We start from the raw sequence: 18,168 nt of genomic DNA, 5'->3' as shown, positions 1-18,168 counted from the left end.
AAAACGCCGCGTATTTCCCATCCCCCGCTACACTCCTCTCTGACTCACCCACGATGCACCCCCATACCCATTCGGCCATCGCCAGGAGGCTCGATGAACGATGAGTTGCAGCATCTGAAAAATCTCGGCAAGACCTCCGCCCAATGGCTGCACGCAGCCGGCATCCACAGCGCATCGGATTTGCGCAGGCTGGGGGCGGTAGGCGCCTATCAGGCGGTGAAGACCCGAGGTTTCCGGGCGTCGAAGGTGCTGCTGTACGCCATCGAAGGCGCGCTGCTGGACATGCACTGGAACGATTTGCCCGCCGAACGCAAGGAGGCGCTCAACCAGCAACTCGATGCGAAGAACCCGGCGCAAAAAAATTCGAAATAAATGGAGAAAGGGGATTGACGACTAAATGAGAATCGTTATGATTATCACAACTGGTCGCGAGATCAGTTGGATAAACTGAAAGCCCCTGGTTCGGACTCTCAGATTATCTCCTCATCAGGCTAATCACGGTTATTGACCCGGCACTTTGCCGGGTCTTTTTTTGCCTGTGTGTTTTGAAGCGATCACTTGCGTAATTGGGCGCAGTAATCCTGCTCGGGTGTCGCAGGCGTGTACCACACGTAGTCGGCCATCCCGGGCTCGACCTTTTCGCCGACTTCGGCCAGCAGCAGCACCTTGCTCTGCCCTTTCGCACCCAGGTCGGCCAGGTGCAGGGGCACGCCCAGGTCCTTGCGCGCATGATAGGCACCGGTCAACAGCAATGCCGGCTCAGGCGCCGCCAGCAAACGCTCGGCAATACGCCGGTCGCGCTGTTGCTGAACGGCCAGCATGGCCGGTAGCTGGCCCTCCGGGAGCAGGCCGCAGTGCCCGGCGCGCACCTGTTCGAGCAAGGCCGCCCGCACCGCCGGTGCATTCGACTGCTCGCCTGCCAACGCGGCTGGCTGCCGATAGGCCTGGCGTATTTCAGCGGGCGAGAGGTTGGCCGCCAGCAGCGGTACATGGCTTTGCAGCGCTTCACGCACGATCGGACCATACAGTTGCCAGTCCCAGCCCTCTTGCCAATCCAGCGCCTTGGGCAGGTCGGCTGGCAGCGAGGCTTGCCCTGCGAGGGCATCGACCCGGGCCTGCTGCTCAGGTTGCAGCATCTCCAACAGCAGGCTGCCCTGCGTGCGACGGGCCTGCAGGGCGCGTATCAGCCACAGTTGCAAGGCATGGTGGTCGGGATTGTCGTGCTTTTCGCCCACCAGCACCCGCGGCGCATCGGCCAAGGCCTGCACCAGCGCCTGCGGGGTGACCAGTTGCCCGCTGGCCAGGTCGCGAATTTGGCCGAGGGTGGCGTCGTCGCGCCCCTCGCTCCCTTGCCAGGCGGGCAGCGCTGGTAGGCTGGCCTGGCAACCTCCGAGCGCCAGCAACAGGCACAACAATGAGCTGCACAGCAGTGGATGACGCATTCGAGCCTCCTAGCGCGTGATGATCAGCGGGTGCCCCCGTTCCGGATGGGGCTGCACCAGTACTTCGATGCCGAACACTGCCTTGAGCGAAGCCGGCGTCAGCACCTGCTCGGGGGATGCCAGCGCATGGCCGCGCCCCGCTTCGAGCAACAGGATACGATCACAGTAACGGGCGGCCAGGTTCAGGTCATGCAGGATCACCAGCACCGCAGCCCCCCGGTCGGCGAAACTGCGCACCGCCTGCAAGGTGGTGTGCTGGTGCAGGGGGTCGAGCATCGAGGTCGGCTCGTCGAGCAGCAGCGTGGTGCCCTGCTCGCCTGGCCATAGCTGGGCCAGGACCCGGGCCAGGTGCACCCGCTGACGCTCGCCTCCGGATAACGCCAGGTAGCTGCGACCCAGCAAGTGCCAGGCATCCGCGGCACGCAACGCAGACTCGACGATTTCACCGTCACGCTGCTGGCCACTGCCGTGCGGTAGACGGCCCATGCCCACCACTTCCTCGACGCGAAAGGCAAAGCCCAGGCTGGACACCTGCGGCAGTACCGCCAGGCGCTGCGCCCGTGCCTGCCCCGGCCAGCGCTCCAGGGCCTGGCCGTCGAGGCTCACGCGGCCGTGGCTGGGCGCCAGCTCGCCGCACAGGGCACCGAGCAGGCTGCTCTTGCCCGCGCCGTTGGGCCCGAGCACGCCCAGCACCTGGCCGGGCAGCAGTTGCAGGTCGATATCGTGCAGTACGTCGTGGGTGCCCCGGCGCACCCGCAGGCCTTCGGCTTGAAGCATCAACTGCGCCCTCGCACCAGCAGGAACAGGAAGAACGGTGCACCGATGAAGGCGGTGACGATGCCGATCGGCAGTTCCGCCGGCGCCAGGGCCAGGCGCGCCACCAGGTCGGCGAACAACAGCAGGCTGCCACCGGCGAGCAGCGAGGCTGGCAGCAACACCCGGTGATCAGGCCCGGCCAGCAGCCGCACCAGGTGCGGCACCACGAGGCCGACGAAGCCGATCAGGCCAGCCGCCGCCACCGCAGCGCCGACCCCCAACGCCGTGCAGAACACCAACTCACGCTTGAGCCGCTCCACTTCGATTCCCAGGTGACGTGCCTCCGATTCGCCGAGCAACAGCGCATTCAGCGCCTGCGCCCGCCGTGGCAGCCACAGCGCGACCGCCAGGGCCACCAGCAGCAATGGCCACAGCCGCTCGTAACTGGCGCCGTTGAGGCTGCCCAGGTTCCAGAACGTCAGGGTGCGCAGGGTGGCGTCATCGGCAAGGTAGGTGAACAGCCCCACCGCCGAGCCGCCCAGGGCGGTCAGGGCGATACCGGCCAGCAACATGGTGGCGACGTTGGTCTGGCCATCGCGGCGTCCCAGTCGATACACCAGCGCCGTCACCCCCAGCCCACCGATGAAGGCGCAGGCCGACAACAAATAAGGCGCAAAGGCCTCGGGCAGGCCGCCCACCCAACTGCCGCCAACGATCGCCACCGCCGCCCCCAGCGCTGCACCACTGGCGACCCCGACCAGACCGGGGTCGGCCAGGGGGTTGCGAAACAATCCCTGCATGGCCACTCCGGACAACGCCAGCACCGCGCCGACCGCAAGGCCCAGCAGGGTACGTGGCAGGCGGATCTGGCCAAGAATCAGTTCGGCCTGCTCAAGGCCATCGCTAGCGATGGGCATGCCGAGCAGGCGCAGGCCCGCGCGCAGGGTATCGAACAGCGGCAGGCTGACCGGGCCCAGGGCCAGCGATAGCCACACCGCCAGCAGGCACAGCAGGGTCAGGCAGACGAACAGCGTGCGGGGCTGGATCCGTTGCCTCATCGAGCTGGACTTGCCGGGTAGAAGGTTATCGCAAGGTTTTGCAGGGTTGCCGGCAGACGCGGCCCGAGGCCACCCACCAGCAAGGTCGGGTCAAGCACGACCAGGCGCTTTTCACGTACCGCACGCGAGCTGGCCAGGGCGGGGTTTTCCTTCAACAGCGCCTGCAACGCCTGCTCGCCGTCCAGCGCCCGATCGGTATACACCACCACGTCCGGGTCGAGGGCCGCCAGCGCCTCGTTGGAGAAGTTCTTGTAGCCCTGATGCTCGCCCAGGTTCCGCGCCCCGGCCTGGCGCAACAGCCAGTCGCCCGAAGTGCCCGATCCTGCAATCAGCGGCTTGGCGCCCGCATGACCGACCAGCAGCAGGACACCTGGCGTCTTGTGCTGGGACTGCGCCTGCTTGACCTGCGCCTGCACCGCTTCGAGCTGTTGGTGATAGTCGGCGGTCAGTTGCGCGGCCTTCTGTTCGGCGCCGAGCAATGCCCCCAGGTGCTTGAGGTTGTCGTCCACCGCGGTAAGTTCGGCCTGGCTCGAGAACAGCTCCACGCGCACCCCTGCCTTGCGGATTTGCGCCAGCACCGGCGGCGGCCCCATTTCCTCGGTGCCGACCAGCACATCCGGGCGCAGGCTGAGAATGCCTTCGGCCGACAGCGCCCGCTGGTAACCAATGCTGGGCAGCGCCTTCAGCGATTCGGGGTGCTGGCTGGTGGTGTCGACGCCGACCAGGCGCGACTCGCCGCCCAGCGCGCTGATCCACTCGCTCAACGCCCCGCCGGCGCTGACCCAACGCTGCGGCAGATCGGCGGCCAGGACCTGGGTGGAGGCCACGAGGGCAGCGCACAGGGCGAGCACGGCAGCAGGACGACGCATCATCGGATTCCTTCTCAAGGCAGGCCTCGCGCCTTGTGGCGGGCGGCGGAACTGCGCACCATAGACGGCCAGCGCAGCGAATGCGGGCAATTTGATAATTATTCGCATTGGCACGTCAAGCCATCACTTTGTTTCATGAGTCGTCCCTGCCCATGCACTTCCTTTGTACCTCCCAGGCCCTGGCCGAAGGCCAGAGCCGCGCCTTCAGCGTAGACGGCATCGACCTGTTCGGCGTGCGTCGTCGGGGCCAGGTATACCTGTACCGCAACCGCTGTCCGCACAAGCGCATCCCGCTGAACTGGGCCGAGGATGCCTTTCTCGATGACAGTGCCAGCCTGATCCACTGCGCCCATCACGGTGCGTTGTTCCTGATCGACAGCGGCGAATGCGTGGCCGGCCCCTGCGAGGGCGAGGCACTGCAGGCCCTGGGCTGCCGGGAAGACAGCCAGGGCGTCTGGCTCACTGCATGAGCAGCACCGGCAGTGGGCGATCGATGACGATACCCTCGGCATCCAGCCGCGTGCCATACGCCAGCACCTCGACCCCCTCCGCCACTGCGGCGCGCAGCGCCTGGGCATAGCCGGCATCGATCTCGTCGGCCGGGCGCACGGCCTCGACGCCGGTGAGATTGACGCAATACAACTGCACTGCGCGGATGCCTTGGCGGGCCAGCGCCGCCAGCTCGCGCAAGTGCTTGGCACCCCGCTGGGTCACCGCATCGGGGAACGCTGCCACGGCGCTGTCCGGGTAACCCAGGGTCACGCTCTTGACCTCGACGTAGGCCGGGGCGCCGTCGAACTCCAGGCGAAAGTCCACCCGGCTGCGCTCTTCGCCGAAAGCCACTTCGCGTTTGAGCGCGGTGAACCCGGCCAGTTCGGTGATCACCCCGGCCCGTAGCGCCTCCTCGACCAACGCGTTGGCACGGCCGGTATTGATGCAGGCCAGACGCCCCTGGGGCGTCTCGCTGATTTCCCAAGTACCCGGCAGCTTGCGCTTGGGGTCGTTGGAACGGCTGAACCAGACCTGCCCACCTTCACGCATGCAGTTGAGCATGGAGCCGGTATTGGGACAGTGGATGGTCAACTGCTCGCCATTGGCCAACTCGATGTCGGCCAGGAAACGTTTGTAGCGGCGCAGCAAGCGCCCTTGCTCGAGTGAAGGAAAGATCACGATCAGCCCTGCCAGCTCTTCAGGCCACGGGCGATGCGCTGCACCGCCTCTTCCAGGCGCGGCAGGCTCTGGGTATAGGCAAAGCGCACATGATGGCCGGCCAGATGGCGACCGAAGTCCAGGCCAGGGGTGAAGGCCACGTGCTCGGTTTCCAGGAAGTGCCGGCAGAAGGCGAACGCGTCACCGCCAAAGGCGCTGATATCGGCATACAGGTAGAACGCGCCCTGGGGCTCCACGGCGATGCCGAAACCCAGCGCGCGCAGCGCTGGCAGCAGGTAGTCGCGCCGACGGGCGAATTCGGCGCGGCGCTCCTCGAAAATCGCCAGGGTTTCGGGCTCGAAGCAAGCCAGTGCGGCATGTTGGGCCATGCTCGGGGCACTGATGTAGAGGTTTTGCGCGAGTTTTTCCAGGTCGGCCACGGCATTGGGTGGTGCAACCAGCCAACCGAGACGCCAACCGGTCATGCCGAAATACTTGGAAAAACTATTCAGGACGAACGCCTGGTCGTCCACTTCCAGCACGCTCGGCGCGTCCATGCCGTACGTCAGGCCATGGTAGATCTCGTCCACCACCAGGTGGCCATGGCGCTCGCGGGTGGCCTTGGCCAGGCTGGCCAGCTCTTCACGACCGAGCACGGTGCCGGTGGGGTTGGCCGGCGAGGCGACCAGCGCGCCGACGGTATCCTTGTCCCAGTAGCGTTCGACCAGATCGGCCGTCAGCTGGTAATTGACCTCCGGCCCCACCGGCACCAACTGCGCGCCACCTTCGACCAGGCGCAGGAAGTGGCGGTTGCAGGGGTAGCCTGGGTCGGCCAGCAGCCAGTGCTTGCCAGGGTCGACCAGCAGGCCGCTGGCCAGCAGTAGCGCGCCGGAGCCACCCGGGGTGATGAGGATGCGCTCGGGGTCGATGGCCAGGCCGTAGCGCTGGGCATAGAAGCCCGAGATGGCTTCGCGCAGCGCCGGCAGGCCGCGGGCGGCGGTGTAGCGAGTGTGCCCGGCGGCCAGAGCGGCCTGGCCTGCGGCGACGATCGGTGCTGCGGTGGTGAAGTCCGGTTCGCCGATTTCCAGGTGAATCACGTCATGCCCCGCCGCTTGCAACTCGTTGGCCCGAGCCAGCAGCGCCATGACGTGGAAGGGTTCGATGGCGCGGCTGCGCGCGCTGTAGGGGTGGGCCATGACCTTCTCTCGATTGCGTCTAAACTGTTGATTCTACCTTTGCGTGGCATCGAACGTGCGGCGCAGGCCGCTGTCAATACATGGGATCGGGCGGGGTAGCGCATTCCCGATCTAATCTGGTAAGTTCGGCGGCTCGCAGTCGCAGGGCCGGCGGGTGCCGGAGATGGAGCAGCCTGCGCATTGGATCAGATGAGTGAGAGGCGGTCTATTCATGTCCACCGTAGAAAAGCAAAAAACCGGTCAAACCATGTACGGTGTCGAGCCCTATAAAGAGACCAAGGGCGAAGAGTACATGGGCGAGCCCATGAAGAAGCACTTCACCAAGCTGCTCAATGCTTGGAAGGGCGAGCTCATGCAGAGTGTGGATCGCACCGTGGACCACATGAAGGACGAAGCAGCCAACTTCCCCGACCCGGCCGACCGCGCCAGCCAGGAAGAAGAGTTCGCCCTGGAATTGCGTAACCGCGATCGCGAGCGCAAGTTGATCAAGAAGATCGACAAGACCCTGCAGAAAATCCAGGACGACGAGTACGGCTGGTGTGACTCCTGCGGCATCGAGATCGGCCTGCGCCGCCTGGAAGCCCGTCCGACCGCGGACCTGTGCTTCGACTGCAAGGAAATCGCCGAGAAAAAGGAAAAGACAGTCGGCAAAGGCTGATCTTTCTTTCAGCAAAACGGGGCGCATCATGCGCCCCGTTTCATTTATATACCCCCGAATACCATGACCGACTCCCGCTACATCGGACGCTTCGCCCCTACCCCCAGTGGCTTCCTGCACTTCGGCTCGCTGGTCGCCGCCCTCGCCTCCTGGCTCGATGCCCGCGCCGTCGGGGGTCGCTGGTTACTGCGTATGGAAGACACCGACCCGCCCCGGGAAATGCCCGGCGCCCGCGATGCGATCCTGCAGACCCTGGAACGCTATGGCCTGGAGTGGGATGGCGAGGTGATCTACCAGAGCCAGCGGCATGAAGCCTACGCCAACGTGGTCGAACGCCTGTTCAACATGGGCCTGGCCTACGCCTGTACCTGTTCGCGCAAGCAGCTCGAGGGCTACAACGGGATCTACCCCGGTTTTTGCCGTGATGCCGGGCATGCACGCGAAGGGGCGGCCATCCGCTTGCGTGTGCCGGAGTTGATCTACCGCTTCAGCGACAGGGTCCAGGGCGAGTTCCAGCAGCATCTTGGGCGCGAGGTGGGGGATTTCGTCATCCAGCGACGCGACGGCCTGTACGCCTATCAGCTGGCGGTGGTGCTGGACGATGCCTGGCAAGGTGTTACCGACATCGTGCGTGGCGCCGACCTGCTGGACAACACACCGCGCCAGCTGTACCTGCAGGAATTGCTGGGTTTCTCGCAGCCGCGCTACCTGCATATTCCACTGATCACCCAGCCCGATGGGCACAAGCTGGGCAAGTCGTACCGTTCGCCGCCGTTGCCCGCCGACCAGGCCACCCCTTTGTTGCTGCGCGCATTGCGGGCGCTGGGGCAGGAGGCCGAGGCGCAGTTGCTGACGGCGACGCCGGCCGAGGTGCTGGCAGTGGCACGCCAGCGCTGGAGGCCCGAGGCGATCGCCCGCCGGACGACGGTGGCGGAGGCGGATTTGCATTGAGGCAGGTCCGGCCCGTTGTTCAAAAACAAAAGCCCAATAATTTCAAACCCTTGGCGAACACTACCGATTCCCGCTAGCATCGCCCCAGCCATTTGCGCCAATAATAAGTCCAAGCCCGCAGCGCCCAATCAACGAGGCCAGCATGTACATCTATCGTTTGGTCCTGCTCCTGGTCGTGGGGATCTACCTGTTCTCCCCGGCCATCATGGACTGGTGGATCGATCCGACCGGTGCCTGGTACCGCCCTTATCTGCTCTGGCTGATCCTGATCGTCGTCACCTTCATCCTGCAGAGCCAACGAGATGCCGATGAGCTTTAGCCTGACCCAGATGATCCTGATCAGCGCCGCGTACCTGCTGGTACTGTTCGGCGTGGCCTGGATCAGCGAGCGCGGGCTCATCCCCCGCTCGATCATTCGCCACCCACTGACCTACACCCTGTCGCTCGGTGTCTATGCCAGCGCCTGGGCGTTCTACGGCTCGGTGGGCCTGGCCTATCAATATGGCTACGGTTTCCTGGCCTGCTACCTGGGAGTGTCGGGGGCCTTCTTGCTGGCGCCGGTGCTGCTGTACCCGATCCTCAAGATCACCCGCACCTACCAGTTGTCTTCACTGGCCGACCTGCTGGCATTTCGCTTCAGAAGCACCTGGGCCGGGGCACTGACCACGGTGATCATGCTGATCGGCGTACTGCCGCTGCTGGCCCTGCAGATCCAGGCGGTGGCCGATTCGATCAGCATCCTGACCGGCGAGCCGGTCAAGGCACGGGTGGCGTTCGCCTTCTGCACATTGATCATCCTGTTCACCATCTTCTTCGGCTCGCGGCACATCGCCACCCGGGAAAAACACGAAGGCCTGGTGTTCGCCATCGCCTTCGAGTCGGTGATCAAGCTGCTGGCCCTGGGGGGCATCGGCCTGTACGCGCTGTATGGTGTGTTCGGCGGCCCGCACCAACTGGAAGTGTGGCTGCTGCAGAACCAGACGGCCCTCACCGCGCTGCACACGCCACTGCAGGAAGGTCCCTGGCGGACCCTGCTGCTGGTGTTCTTCGCCTCGGCCATCGTCATGCCGCACATGTACCACATGGCCTTCACCGAGAACCTCAACCCGCGCTCGCTGGTCAGCGCCAGCTGGGGCCTGCCGCTGTTCCTGCTGCTGATGAGCCTGGCTGTGCCGTTGATCCTCTGGGCAGGCCTGCGCCTGGGTGCCAGTACCAACCCCGAGTACTTCACCCTGGGCCTGGGCATCGCCGCCAACAGCCCGGCCCTGGCCCTGCTGGCCTATGTCGGGGGGCTGTCGGCCGCCAGCGGGTTGATCATCGTCACCACCCTGGCGTTGTCGGGCATGGCCCTCAACCACCTGGTGCTGCCGCTGTACCAGCCACCGGCCGAGGGCAATATCTATCGCTGGCTGAAGTGGACCCGGCGGGCGCTGATCGTCGCCATCATCACCGCCGGGTTCATGTTCTACCTGACCCAGAACAACCACCAGAGCCTGGCCAACCTGGGCATCGTGGCGTTCGTGGCGACCTTGCAGTTCCTTCCCGGGGTGCTCTCGGTGCTGTATTGGCCCACTGCCAACCGACGCGGCTTCATGGCTGGCCTGCTGGCCGGCACCCTGGTGTGGATGGTGACCATGCTGTTGCCGCTGCTCGGCAACCTGCAGGGCTTCTACATCCCGTTGCTGGACATGATCTACGTCCTCGACGACACCAGCTGGCACATGGCAGCCATCGCCTCGCTGGCAGCCAACGTGCTGCTGTTCACCCTGATCTCGCTGTTCACCAATGCCAGCAGCGAGGAAGTCAGCGCCGCTGAGGCCTGCGCCGTGGACAACGTGCGCCGGCCGCAACGCCGCGAACTGCACGCCGCCTCACCCCAGGAGTTCGCCACGCAACTGGCCAAGCCCCTGGGCGCCAAGGCCGCGCAAAAGGAGGTGGAACAGGCCCTGCGTGACCTCTACCTGCCCTTCGACGAACGCCGCCCTTATGCCCTGCGCCGCCTGCGCGACCGCATCGAGGCCAACCTCTCCGGCCTGATGGGCCCGAGCGTGGCCCAGGACATGGTCGAGACCTTCCTGCCCTACAAGTCCGGTAACGAAAACTACGTGACCGAGGATATCCACTTCATCGAAAGCCGCCTGGAAGACTACCACTCGCGCCTGACCGGCCTGGCCGCCGAGCTCGATGCCCTGCGCCGCTACCACCGCCAGACGCTGCAGGAGCTGCCGATGGGTGTGTGCTCGCTGGCCAAGGACCAGGAGATCCTGATGTGGAACAAGGCCATGGAGGAGCTGACCGGCATCGCCGCCAAGCACGTGGTCGGTTCGCGTCTGGTGACCATCTCCGAGCCGTGGCGTGGGCTGCTGCAAGGGTTCATCGACCTGCCCGACGAGCACCTGCACAAGCAGCGCCTGGCGCTCGACGGCCAGCCACGCTGGCTGAACCTGCACAAGGCGGCCATCGACGAGCCTCTGGCGCCGGGTAGCAGCGGCCTGGTGCTGCTGGTCGAGGACCTCACCGAGACCCAGGCCCTGGAAGACAAGCTGGTGCACTCCGAGCGCCTGGCCAGCATCGGGCGCCTGGCCGCTGGCGTGGCCCACGAGATCGGCAACCCGATCACCGGCATCGCTTGCCTGGCGCAGAACCTGCGCGAGGAGCGCGAGGGCGATGGCGAGATCATCGAGCTGTCCGGGCAGATTCTCGAGCAGACCAAACGCGTGTCACGCATCGTCCAGTCGCTGATGAGCTTCGCCCATGCCGGCGGCAGCCACCAGAACAGCGAGGAGCCGGTGTGCCTGGCCGAGGTGGCGCAGGATGCCATCGGTCTGCTGGCATTGAACCGGCGCAATTTCGAAGTACAGTTCTTCAACCTTTGCGACCCGGAGCACTGGGCCGAAGGGGATCCGCAACGGCTGGCGCAGGTGCTCATCAACCTGTTGTCCAACGCCCGCGATGCCTCCCCGCCCGGCAGCGCCGTGCGCGTGCGCAGCGCTGTCAGCGAGCACACCGTGGACCTGATCGTCGAGGACGAAGGCAGCGGCATCCCGAAAAGCATCATGGACCGCCTGTTCGAACCGTTCTTCACCACCAAGGACCCAGGCGAGGGAACCGGACTGGGGCTCGCTCTGGTCTATTCCATCGTGGAAGAGCATTATGGGCAAATCACCATCGACAGCCCGGCCGACATCGAACGGCAACGTGGCACCCGGATCCGCGTGACCCTGCCCCGGCATGTCGTAGCGACGTCCCCTGAAATTCGAGACCGTCGAGAGAATTGAATCAATGCCGCACATTCTGATCGTCGAAGACGAAACCATCATCCGCTCGGCCCTGCGCCGCCTGCTCGAGCGGAACCAGTACCAGGTCAGCGAAGCCGGCTCGGTGCAGGAAGCCCAGGAACGCTTCAGCATTGCCACCTTCGACCTGATCGTCAGCGACCTGCGCCTGCCAGGCGCCCCGGGTACCGAGCTGATCAAGCTGGGTCAGGGCACTCCGGTGCTGATCATGACCAGCTACGCCAGCCTGCGTTCGGCAGTGGACTCGATGAAAATGGGCGCGGTGGACTACATCGCCAAGCCATTCGACCACGATGAGATGCTCCAGGCCGTGGCCCGCATCCTGCGTGATCGGCAAAACACCCCTGCGCCAGCGCCCATGGCCGAGCCGCGGGCCAATGGCAAGGCGCCAGCGGCCGACAAGGCCAGCGCGGCCTCGGCCAACGGCGAAATCGGCATCATCGGCTCGTGCCCGCCGATGCAGGACATGTTCAGCAAGATCCGCAAGGTCGCGCCCACCGACTCCAACGTACTGATCCAGGGCGAATCCGGTACCGGCAAGGAGCTGGTCGCGCGCGCCCTGCACAACCTGTCACGCCGGGCCAAGGCGCCGATGATTTCGGTGAACTGCGCGGCCATTCCAGAAACCCTGATCGAGTCGGAGCTGTTCGGCCACGAGAAGGGCGCGTTCACCGGTGCCAGCGCTGGCCGTGCCGGCCTTGTGGAAGCCGCCGACGGCGGCACGCTGTTCCTCGACGAAATCGGCGAGCTGCCCCTGGAAGCCCAGGCGCGCCTGCTGCGCGTGTTGCAGGAAGGTGAAATCCGCCGGGTCGGCTCGGTGCAGTCGCAAAAGGTCGATGTGCGCCTGATCGCCGCGACCCACCGCGACCTGAAGAACCTGGCCAAGGCCGGTCAGTTCCGTGAAGACCTTTATTACCGCTTGCACGTGATCGCGCTCAAGTTGCCGGCCCTGCGCGAACGCGGTAGCGACGTCAACGAGATCGCCAACGCGTTCCTGGCCCGACAGAGTGCGCGCATCGGCCGTGACGACCTGCATTTCTCTGCAGATGCCGAACAGGCGATCCGCCACTACAGCTGGCCGGGTAACGTGCGTGAACTGGAAAACGCCGTGGAGCGTGCGGTGATTCTCAGCGAGAGCCCGGAGATTTCCGCCGACCTGCTGGGCATCGACATCGAGCTGAGCGACCTGGACGACGACGACCTGCTCGACAACCCGCCAGCGCTGGTCAACGGCAACGCCAGCAACAATGCCAGTCACGAGCCGACCGAAGACCTGTCGCTGGAGGACTACTTCCAGCATTTCGTGCTCGAGCATCAGGACCATATGACCGAGACCGAGCTGGCCCGCAAGCTCGGGGTCAGCCGCAAGTGCCTGTGGGAACGTCGTCAGCGCCTGGGTATTCCGCGGCGTAAGAGCAACGCTACCAGCGATAACTGATCGCGCCGGGGGCGGGTGTTCTGCCTGTTCCCGCTTGGCTTGGCTTGGCTTGGCTTGGCATTTAGATCGTGAGCTGATCCATTGTGTGTAGCGGCGCTACTGGCCCCTTCCGCCTTTACGGCGGGTCCCTTTTGTCTTGGCAAAAGGGACGCAAAACCGCTCGCTCCTGCATCCGGCCCTCCGCTTCGCTACGGGTCCCCTCGCTACGGCGCCTTCCGGGCCCGCGCGGCCTACGACTTGCTCCGCAAGTCTACATCTCGCGCCTTCGGCTACGCCGAAGGGTGCTGCGCACCTGGCCCTACAGGCGCCTACGCTCGGCCTCCTGACGTCGCGAAGTTAGGGGCGGCGCCTGCACTGGCGTTATCTTCGAAAGAGACACCGCGCTATCCGCTGCAACACAAAGCGATAGGTAAAGGTAAGCGAGAGCGCAGCGATTCGCCTGCCGTTGCTCTGGCTTTTGATCTGGCTTTTGATCTTGATCTACCCGCGACCTCAGGAGGCCGAGCGTAGGCGGCTGGAGGGCCAGGTGCGCAGCACCCTCCGGCGGAGCCGGAGGCGCGAGATGTAGACTTGCGGAGCAAGTCGTAGGCCGCGCGGGCCCGCAAGCCGCCGAAGCGAGGGAACCCCGAAGCGCAGCGTAGGGGCCGTATGTGGGAGCAAGCGGTTTTGCGTCCCTTTTTCCAAGAAAAAAGGGACCCGCCGTAAAGGCGGAAGGGGACGGTAGCGCCGCTACCCCTCTCGGATCCCCCCCCACAGCCAAAGCCAAAGCCACACCCCCAAGCCCAAAGCCCAACCCCAGGTAACACCCCTCCCCCAAGGAAATTTGTTACCCCAGCCTTCAAACCGTAACAGTTGCCGAGGCGTACGGTAACGAAACGGCACCATTTTGGCCCATCACCGACCGACAAAAATCACCCAACCCATTGATTTCATTGAGTTTGCAAAAGTTGGCACGGCACCTGCTATATGCTTAGTACAAAAACAATAACAAGCACTGCAACCAAAATAAGAACAAGACGAAACGGCTCACGCACAATAAAAACAAGACGGCGGAGGCGCAGCTAACTGATTCTTTTGGAGAGGATGCATGTTTGGGGCTTGCCCCACGACCAGGCAGAGAACAACAAAAACTGCACTATAGCAGCGCCTGAACTGGTTGGATCGATTGATCAGCATGACGTCAGCGGCCAAAGCAATCCGTTTGCTCTTAACCCTCGGTTTGGGGTCGTCCACAAGCTTTGAGATTTGTGGACAGGGCACTCAACAAAAACAAGAAGCCCAGCAGAAAAACAATAAGAGCACGCAACGACTTCTTGGGGAGCTTAGGCTCCCCTTGTCGTTTCTCCCCTCCCGGAATCCCTTCCCTGCGATCGCCTACACCATTCGCAGAGTAAATGCTAGAATCCCCGCCTATCATGCGGCCATTCTCCTATTCTTGGCCGATCATTCCTTCAAACAGTGCATCCCATGCTGAAGAAGCTGTTCCAGTCGTTCCGCCCGCCCGTACCGGGCCAGCACCACAGGCGCACCACGCCTGAAGTGATCAACAAGAGCCAGCACTCGCTGCAGCGCCATCAGTTCAGCCGCCACGCGGTGAACATCGTCGAGCGCCTGCAAAGCGCCGGTTACCAGGCTTACCTGGTCGGTGGCTGCGTCCGCGACCTGATGCTGGGCATCACCCCCAAGGACTTCGACGTCGCCACCAGCGCCACGCCCGAGCAGGTCCGTGCCGAGTTCCGCAACGCGCGCATCATTGGCCGTCGCTTCAAGCTGGTCCACGTGCATTTCGGCCGTGAGATCATCGAAGTCGCGACCTTCCGTGCGCACCACTCGGACGAAGACCAGGGTGACAGCCATCGCTCGTCGCACAACGCCAGCGGTCGCATCCTGCGCGATAACGTCTATGGCACCCTGGAAGAAGACGCGCAGCGCCGCGACTTCACCATCAACGCCCTGTACTACGACCCGGTCAGCGAACGCATCCTCGATTACGCCAACGGCGTGCACGATGTGCGCAACCGCTTGCTGCGCCTGATCGGCGACCCGACCCATCGTTACCAGGAAGACCCTGTGCGCATACTGCGCGCCGTGCGCTTCGCCGCCAAGCTCGACTTCGGCATCGAGAAGCACACCGTCCAGCCGATCCGCGAACTCGCGCCGCTGCTCAGGGAAATTCCGCCGGCCCGCCTGTTCGAGGAAAGCCTCAAGCTGTTCCTCTCCGGCCAGGGCGCGATCGCCTTCGAGATGCTGGTCGACCTGCAGTTGTTCGAGCCGCTGTTCCCGGCCAGCGCCCAGGCCCTCGACGAGCGCCCGACCTACACCCACACCTTGATCAGCCAGGCGTTGAACAACACCGACCTGCGGGTCAAGCAGGGCAAGCCAGTCACCCCGGCCTTCCTCTTCGCCGCCCTGCTCTGGCCAGCCCTGCCGGGCCGTGTGCTGCACCTGCAGAACCAAGGTGTGCCACCGATCCCGGCCATGAACGGCGCCGCCCACGACCTGATCGCCGAACAGTGCCAACGCATCGCCATCCCGAAGCGCTTCACCCTGCCGATCCGGGAAATCTGGGACATGCAGGAGCGCCTGCCACGGCGCAGCGGCAAGCGTGCCGACCAGTTGCTCGACAACCCGCGTTTCCGTGCCGGTTACGACTTCCTGTTGCTGCGTGAAAGCGCTGGCGAGGAAACCGACGACCTCGGCCAATGGTGGACCGACTACCAGGACGCCCACGACAGCGAGCGCCGCGAGATGATCCGCGAGCTGGGCAGCCGTGACGACGGCAGCAGTGGTGCCGGCCCCCGCAAACGCAAGCGCAGCAACAGCAAGCGCAAGCGCTCGGATGACGAGGCCAGCGAGTGACAACGCGTGCCTACGTAGGCCTGGGCAGCAACCTCGACGCTCCCGCCGAGCAGCTGCGCAGCGCATTGCGCGCGCTCGACGAGCTCGACGGCTGCCAGCTGGTGGCCAGCTCCGCGCTATATACCAGCGACTCGCTGCTACCCGGCCAGCCGCGCTACACCAATGCCGTGGCCGCGCTGGACACCGCCCTGGAGCCCTTGGCCCTGCTCGACGCCCTGCAGGCCATCGAGAATGATCAGGGCCGCGTGCGCGCCGAACGCTGGGGTCCGCGCACGCTCGATCTGGACATCCTGCTGTTCGGCGAACAGGTGCTCGACCTGCCGCGTCTGCAAGTGCCGCATTACCACATGCACGCCCGCCCCTTCGTGCTCTATCCCCTGGCCGAACTGGTACCCAGCGACTTCCGGCTGGCCGACGGCCGCGCCCTTGCCCAGTTGCTGCAAGCCTGTCCGTTCGTCGGCCTCGAGCGCCTATAGAGGGCGCCATCGGCCGCCTGCGGGCTGCGGTAACGCCAGTAACACCTGCCCCGTAACAATGCGGTAACAGGATGATTGACTTCCCACACCTTGCTCACGACTATAGGCGTCCCTGTGTGGCACCAACGTGCCGCATACCCGTATCTAGGCCCGGACGGACCTGTGCCCGAACATCACAGACGATGATGTGCCGCTCCGGAAGATGACTACACGCGTTGTCCGCAGTCGTTTTTCACAGCGCCTGAACGAGGATTTTCCTAAATGCCTGAAGTAACGCTGACCACCCTGCATGGCCTCAAGGCCAAAGGGGAAAAGATCACCATGCTGACCTGCTACGACGCGACCTTCGCCCGGGCTGCCAGCCAGGCCGGCGTCGAGGTGCTGCTGGTGGGCGATTCCCTGGGGATGGTCCTGCAGGGCCACGACAGCACCCTGCCGGTAACCACCGCCGACATGGCCTACCATACCGCCTGCGTGAAGCGTGGTAACGATGGCGCGCTGATCCTCACCGACCTGCCGTTCATGGCCCATGCCACGCCCGAACAGGCCTTCGCCAACAGCGCCACCCTGATGCAGGCCGGTGCGCACATGGTCAAGATCGAAGGCGCCGCCTGGCTGGCCGAGACCATCCGCCTGCTCGCCGAGCGCGGCGTGCCAGTGTGTGCGCACATGGGCCTGACCCCGCAAACCGTCAATGTGCTGGGCGGCTACAAGGTCCAGGGTCGTAACGAAGCCCAGGCACGGCAGATGCGTGCCGATGCCATCGCCCTGGAGCAAGCCGGCGCCGCCATGCTGCTGCTCGAGTGCGTACCCAGCGAGCTGGCCAAGGAAATCACCCACGCCGTGAGCATTCCGGTGATCGGGATCGGCGCCGGTAGCGCCACCGACGGCCAGGTGCTGGTGCTGCACGACATGCTCGGGCTGTCGTTGAGCGGCCGCGTGCCCAAGTTCGTCAAGAACTTCATGGCCGGCCAGCCGGACATCGCCAGCGCCCTTGGCGCTTACGTCAAGGCGGTCAAGGACGTCAGCTTCCCCGGCGACGAACACGGGTTCAGCGCATGAATACAGTCAAGACCGTGCGTGAGCTGCGCGCTGCCGTGGCGCTCGCGCGCAGCGAAGGCAAGCGCATCGGCTTCGTGCCGACCATGGGCAACCTGCACAGCGGCCATGCCGCACTGGTGACCAAGGCGGCGCAACGCGCCGACTTCGTGGTCGCCAGCATCTTCGTCAATCCGCTGCAGTTCGGCGCCAACGAAGACCTCGACACCTATCCGCGGACCCTCGCCGCCGACCAGCAGCGCCTGCTCGATGCCGGCTGCAACCTGCTGTTCGCCCCCACCGTCGACGAGATGTACCCCGACGGCATGACCGTACAGACCCGGGTCAGCGTGCCACAACTGTCCGACGGCCTGTGCGGCGCCAGCCGGCCCGGGCACTTCGAAGGCGTGGCGACCGTGGTCAGCAAGTTGTTCAACATGGTCCAGCCGGACCTCGCGGTATTCGGTGAAAAGGACTTTCAGCAGTTGGCGGTGATCCGCGCCATGGTGCGCGACCTGAACATGCCGATCCAGATCATCGGCGAGCCGACCGTGCGCGCCGAGGACGGCCTGGCGCTGTCGTCGCGCAACGGCTACCTGACGACCGACCAGCGCGCCACCGCCCCGGTGGTCTACCGCACGCTCAAGCAACTGGGCGAGGCGATCGGCGCCGGCCAGGTCGACTTCCCGACATTGGTCGAACAGGGCAAGCAGCAACTGCTGGCTGCGGGCCTGCGTCCGGACTACCTGGAAGTTCGCCACGCCGTGACCCTGCGCCCGGCGACCTTCGGCGACCGCGACCTGGTGATCCTGGTGGCGGCGTACCTGGGTAACACCCGCTTGATCGACAATTTGTATCTGCACTTGGACGAACAGACCGCGTGATGCAAGGGCTGCCTTGCAGCCCCTTTCCGACGCTTCGACGCCTGGCTGAGGCCGCTCCTACAGGGGCGGCCTCAGCTGCAGATTGATCCTACGCAATT

Annotated in this window: 17 protein-coding genes; 11 read left to right on the top strand and 6 right to left on the bottom strand. The window is 64.8% G+C overall.

Annotation, left to right across the window (positions count from 1 at the left end; translation table 11 throughout):
* Positions 1–93 precede the first annotated feature (93 nt).
* Positions 94–372 carry a TfoX/Sxy family protein gene (locus E6B08_RS04415; RefSeq protein ID WP_136912905.1) on the top strand — a complete coding sequence of 93 codons (279 nt, stop codon included), beginning with the start codon at positions 94–96 and terminating at the stop codon, positions 370–372.
* 182 nt (positions 373–554) lie between these two features.
* On the opposite strand, the gene E6B08_RS04410 is transcribed toward E6B08_RS04415, so the two are convergent.
* From E6B08_RS04410 to E6B08_RS04395, 4 genes are read right to left on the bottom strand one after another with little or no spacing between them, the layout of a single operon-like run.
* Positions 555–1,442, bottom strand: a complete 888-nt coding sequence (locus E6B08_RS04410; RefSeq protein ID WP_136912904.1) for a ChaN family lipoprotein — start codon at positions 1,440–1,442, stop codon at positions 555–557.
* A gap of 9 nt (positions 1,443–1,451) precedes the next feature.
* Positions 1,452–2,219: a heme ABC transporter ATP-binding protein gene (locus E6B08_RS04405; RefSeq protein WP_136912903.1), complete on the bottom strand. Its 768-nt coding sequence runs from the start codon at positions 2,217–2,219 to the stop codon at positions 1,452–1,454.
* Positions 2,219–3,202, bottom strand: a complete 984-nt coding sequence (locus E6B08_RS04400) for a FecCD family ABC transporter permease (RefSeq protein ID WP_192938678.1) — start codon at positions 3,200–3,202, stop codon at positions 2,219–2,221. The genes E6B08_RS04405 and E6B08_RS04400 overlap by 1 nt, the downstream gene beginning before the upstream one ends.
* 50 nt (positions 3,203–3,252) lie before the next feature.
* The gene (locus tag E6B08_RS04395) at positions 3,253–4,128 is read right to left on the bottom strand and encodes a heme/hemin ABC transporter substrate-binding protein (protein ID WP_136912901.1); all 876 of its coding nucleotides are present in this window, start codon (positions 4,126–4,128) and stop codon (positions 3,253–3,255) included.
* Positions 4,129–4,277: 149 nt separating this feature from the next.
* Between E6B08_RS04395 and E6B08_RS04390 the strand changes: the two genes are divergently transcribed.
* Complete coding sequence (locus E6B08_RS04390) at positions 4,278–4,595, top strand: Rieske (2Fe-2S) protein (protein WP_136912900.1); 318 nt, start codon at positions 4,278–4,280, stop codon at positions 4,593–4,595.
* Here E6B08_RS04390 and sfsA read toward each other — a convergent pair.
* The gene (gene sfsA, locus E6B08_RS04385; protein ID WP_136912899.1) at positions 4,585–5,298 is read right to left on the bottom strand and encodes a DNA/RNA nuclease SfsA; all 714 of its coding nucleotides are present in this window, start codon (positions 5,296–5,298) and stop codon (positions 4,585–4,587) included. The two genes, E6B08_RS04390 and sfsA, sit on opposite strands and share 11 nt — an antisense overlap.
* A complete protein-coding gene (locus E6B08_RS04380; RefSeq protein ID WP_136912898.1) occupies positions 5,298–6,470 on the bottom strand; it encodes a pyridoxal phosphate-dependent aminotransferase in 1,173 nt (390 codons plus the stop codon). Before E6B08_RS04380 ends, sfsA begins: the two co-directional genes overlap by 1 nt.
* Positions 6,471–6,681: 211 nt before the next feature.
* Between E6B08_RS04380 and dksA the strand changes: the two genes are divergently transcribed.
* From dksA to panC, 9 genes are all read left to right on the top strand, one after another.
* Positions 6,682–7,128 carry an RNA polymerase-binding protein DksA gene (gene dksA / locus E6B08_RS04375; protein WP_136912897.1) on the top strand — a complete coding sequence of 149 codons (447 nt, stop codon included), beginning with the start codon at positions 6,682–6,684 and terminating at the stop codon, positions 7,126–7,128.
* A gap of 63 nt (positions 7,129–7,191) precedes the next feature.
* Positions 7,192–8,079 (top strand): tRNA glutamyl-Q(34) synthetase GluQRS, encoded by an 888-nt coding sequence (gene gluQRS / locus E6B08_RS04370; RefSeq protein WP_136912896.1) that lies wholly within the window; start codon positions 7,192–7,194, stop codon positions 8,077–8,079.
* Positions 8,080–8,221: 142 nt separating this feature from the next.
* Entirely contained in the window at positions 8,222–8,398 is a 177-nt protein-coding gene (locus tag E6B08_RS04365) for a hypothetical protein (protein WP_010796831.1), read from the top strand.
* Positions 8,382–11,357, top strand: coding sequence for a sensor histidine kinase (locus E6B08_RS04360; protein WP_192938616.1), 2,976 nt, complete (start codon positions 8,382–8,384; stop codon positions 11,355–11,357). The genes E6B08_RS04365 and E6B08_RS04360 overlap by 17 nt, the downstream gene beginning before the upstream one ends.
* Positions 11,358–11,361: 4 nt before the next feature.
* Positions 11,362–12,813, top strand: a complete 1,452-nt coding sequence (locus E6B08_RS04355; protein WP_136912894.1) for a sigma-54-dependent transcriptional regulator — start codon at positions 11,362–11,364, stop codon at positions 12,811–12,813.
* 1,467 nt (positions 12,814–14,280) lie between these two features.
* Entirely contained in the window at positions 14,281–15,672 is a 1,392-nt protein-coding gene (locus E6B08_RS04345; protein WP_136912893.1) for a polynucleotide adenylyltransferase PcnB, read from the top strand.
* Complete coding sequence (gene folK / locus E6B08_RS04340; protein ID WP_136912892.1) at positions 15,669–16,148, top strand: 2-amino-4-hydroxy-6-hydroxymethyldihydropteridine diphosphokinase; 480 nt, start codon at positions 15,669–15,671, stop codon at positions 16,146–16,148. The genes E6B08_RS04345 and folK overlap by 4 nt, the downstream gene beginning before the upstream one ends.
* 261 nt (positions 16,149–16,409) lie before the next feature.
* Positions 16,410–17,210, top strand: a complete 801-nt coding sequence (panB, locus tag E6B08_RS04335) for a 3-methyl-2-oxobutanoate hydroxymethyltransferase (RefSeq protein ID WP_136912891.1) — start codon at positions 16,410–16,412, stop codon at positions 17,208–17,210.
* Complete coding sequence (gene panC / locus E6B08_RS04330; protein WP_136912890.1) at positions 17,207–18,070, top strand: pantoate--beta-alanine ligase; 864 nt, start codon at positions 17,207–17,209, stop codon at positions 18,068–18,070. The genes panB and panC overlap by 4 nt, the downstream gene beginning before the upstream one ends.
* Positions 18,071–18,168 lie beyond the last annotated feature (98 nt).

The organism is Pseudomonas putida (genome assembly GCF_005080685.1).
GTDB classification, from domain to species: Bacteria; Pseudomonadota; Gammaproteobacteria; order Pseudomonadales; family Pseudomonadaceae; genus Aquipseudomonas; species Aquipseudomonas putida_V.
Note: the sequence above shows the minus strand (reverse complement) of the source record. Positions and strands in the feature narration are given on the sequence as shown.

Bases quoted from the DNA above. Each gene is read 5' to 3' on its own strand.
- panB (WP_136912891.1), top strand. From the start codon at position 16,410: ATGCCTGAAGTAACGCTGACCACCCTGCATGGCCTCAAGGCCAAAGGG.
- E6B08_RS04405 (WP_136912903.1), bottom strand. From the start codon at position 2,219: ATGCTTCAAGCCGAAGGCCTGCGGGTGCGCCGGGGCACCCACGACGTA.
- E6B08_RS04410 (WP_136912904.1), bottom strand. From the start codon at position 1,442: ATGCGTCATCCACTGCTGTGCAGCTCATTGTTGTGCCTGTTGCTGGCG.
- E6B08_RS04365 (WP_010796831.1), top strand. From the start codon at position 8,222: ATGTACATCTATCGTTTGGTCCTGCTCCTGGTCGTGGGGATCTACCTG.
- panC (WP_136912890.1), top strand. From the start codon at position 17,207: ATGAATACAGTCAAGACCGTGCGTGAGCTGCGCGCTGCCGTGGCGCTC.
- E6B08_RS04355 (WP_136912894.1), top strand. From the start codon at position 11,362: ATGCCGCACATTCTGATCGTCGAAGACGAAACCATCATCCGCTCGGCC.
- E6B08_RS04360 (WP_192938616.1), top strand. From the start codon at position 8,382: ATGCCGATGAGCTTTAGCCTGACCCAGATGATCCTGATCAGCGCCGCG.
- E6B08_RS04390 (WP_136912900.1), top strand. From the start codon at position 4,278: ATGCACTTCCTTTGTACCTCCCAGGCCCTGGCCGAAGGCCAGAGCCGC.
- E6B08_RS04415 (WP_136912905.1), top strand. From the start codon at position 94: ATGAACGATGAGTTGCAGCATCTGAAAAATCTCGGCAAGACCTCCGCC.
- E6B08_RS04380 (WP_136912898.1), bottom strand. From the start codon at position 6,470: ATGGCCCACCCCTACAGCGCGCGCAGCCGCGCCATCGAACCCTTCCAC.
- E6B08_RS04345 (WP_136912893.1), top strand. From the start codon at position 14,281: ATGCTGAAGAAGCTGTTCCAGTCGTTCCGCCCGCCCGTACCGGGCCAG.
- dksA (WP_136912897.1), top strand. From the start codon at position 6,682: ATGTCCACCGTAGAAAAGCAAAAAACCGGTCAAACCATGTACGGTGTC.
- E6B08_RS04395 (WP_136912901.1), bottom strand. From the start codon at position 4,128: ATGATGCGTCGTCCTGCTGCCGTGCTCGCCCTGTGCGCTGCCCTCGTG.
- gluQRS (WP_136912896.1), top strand. From the start codon at position 7,192: ATGACCGACTCCCGCTACATCGGACGCTTCGCCCCTACCCCCAGTGGC.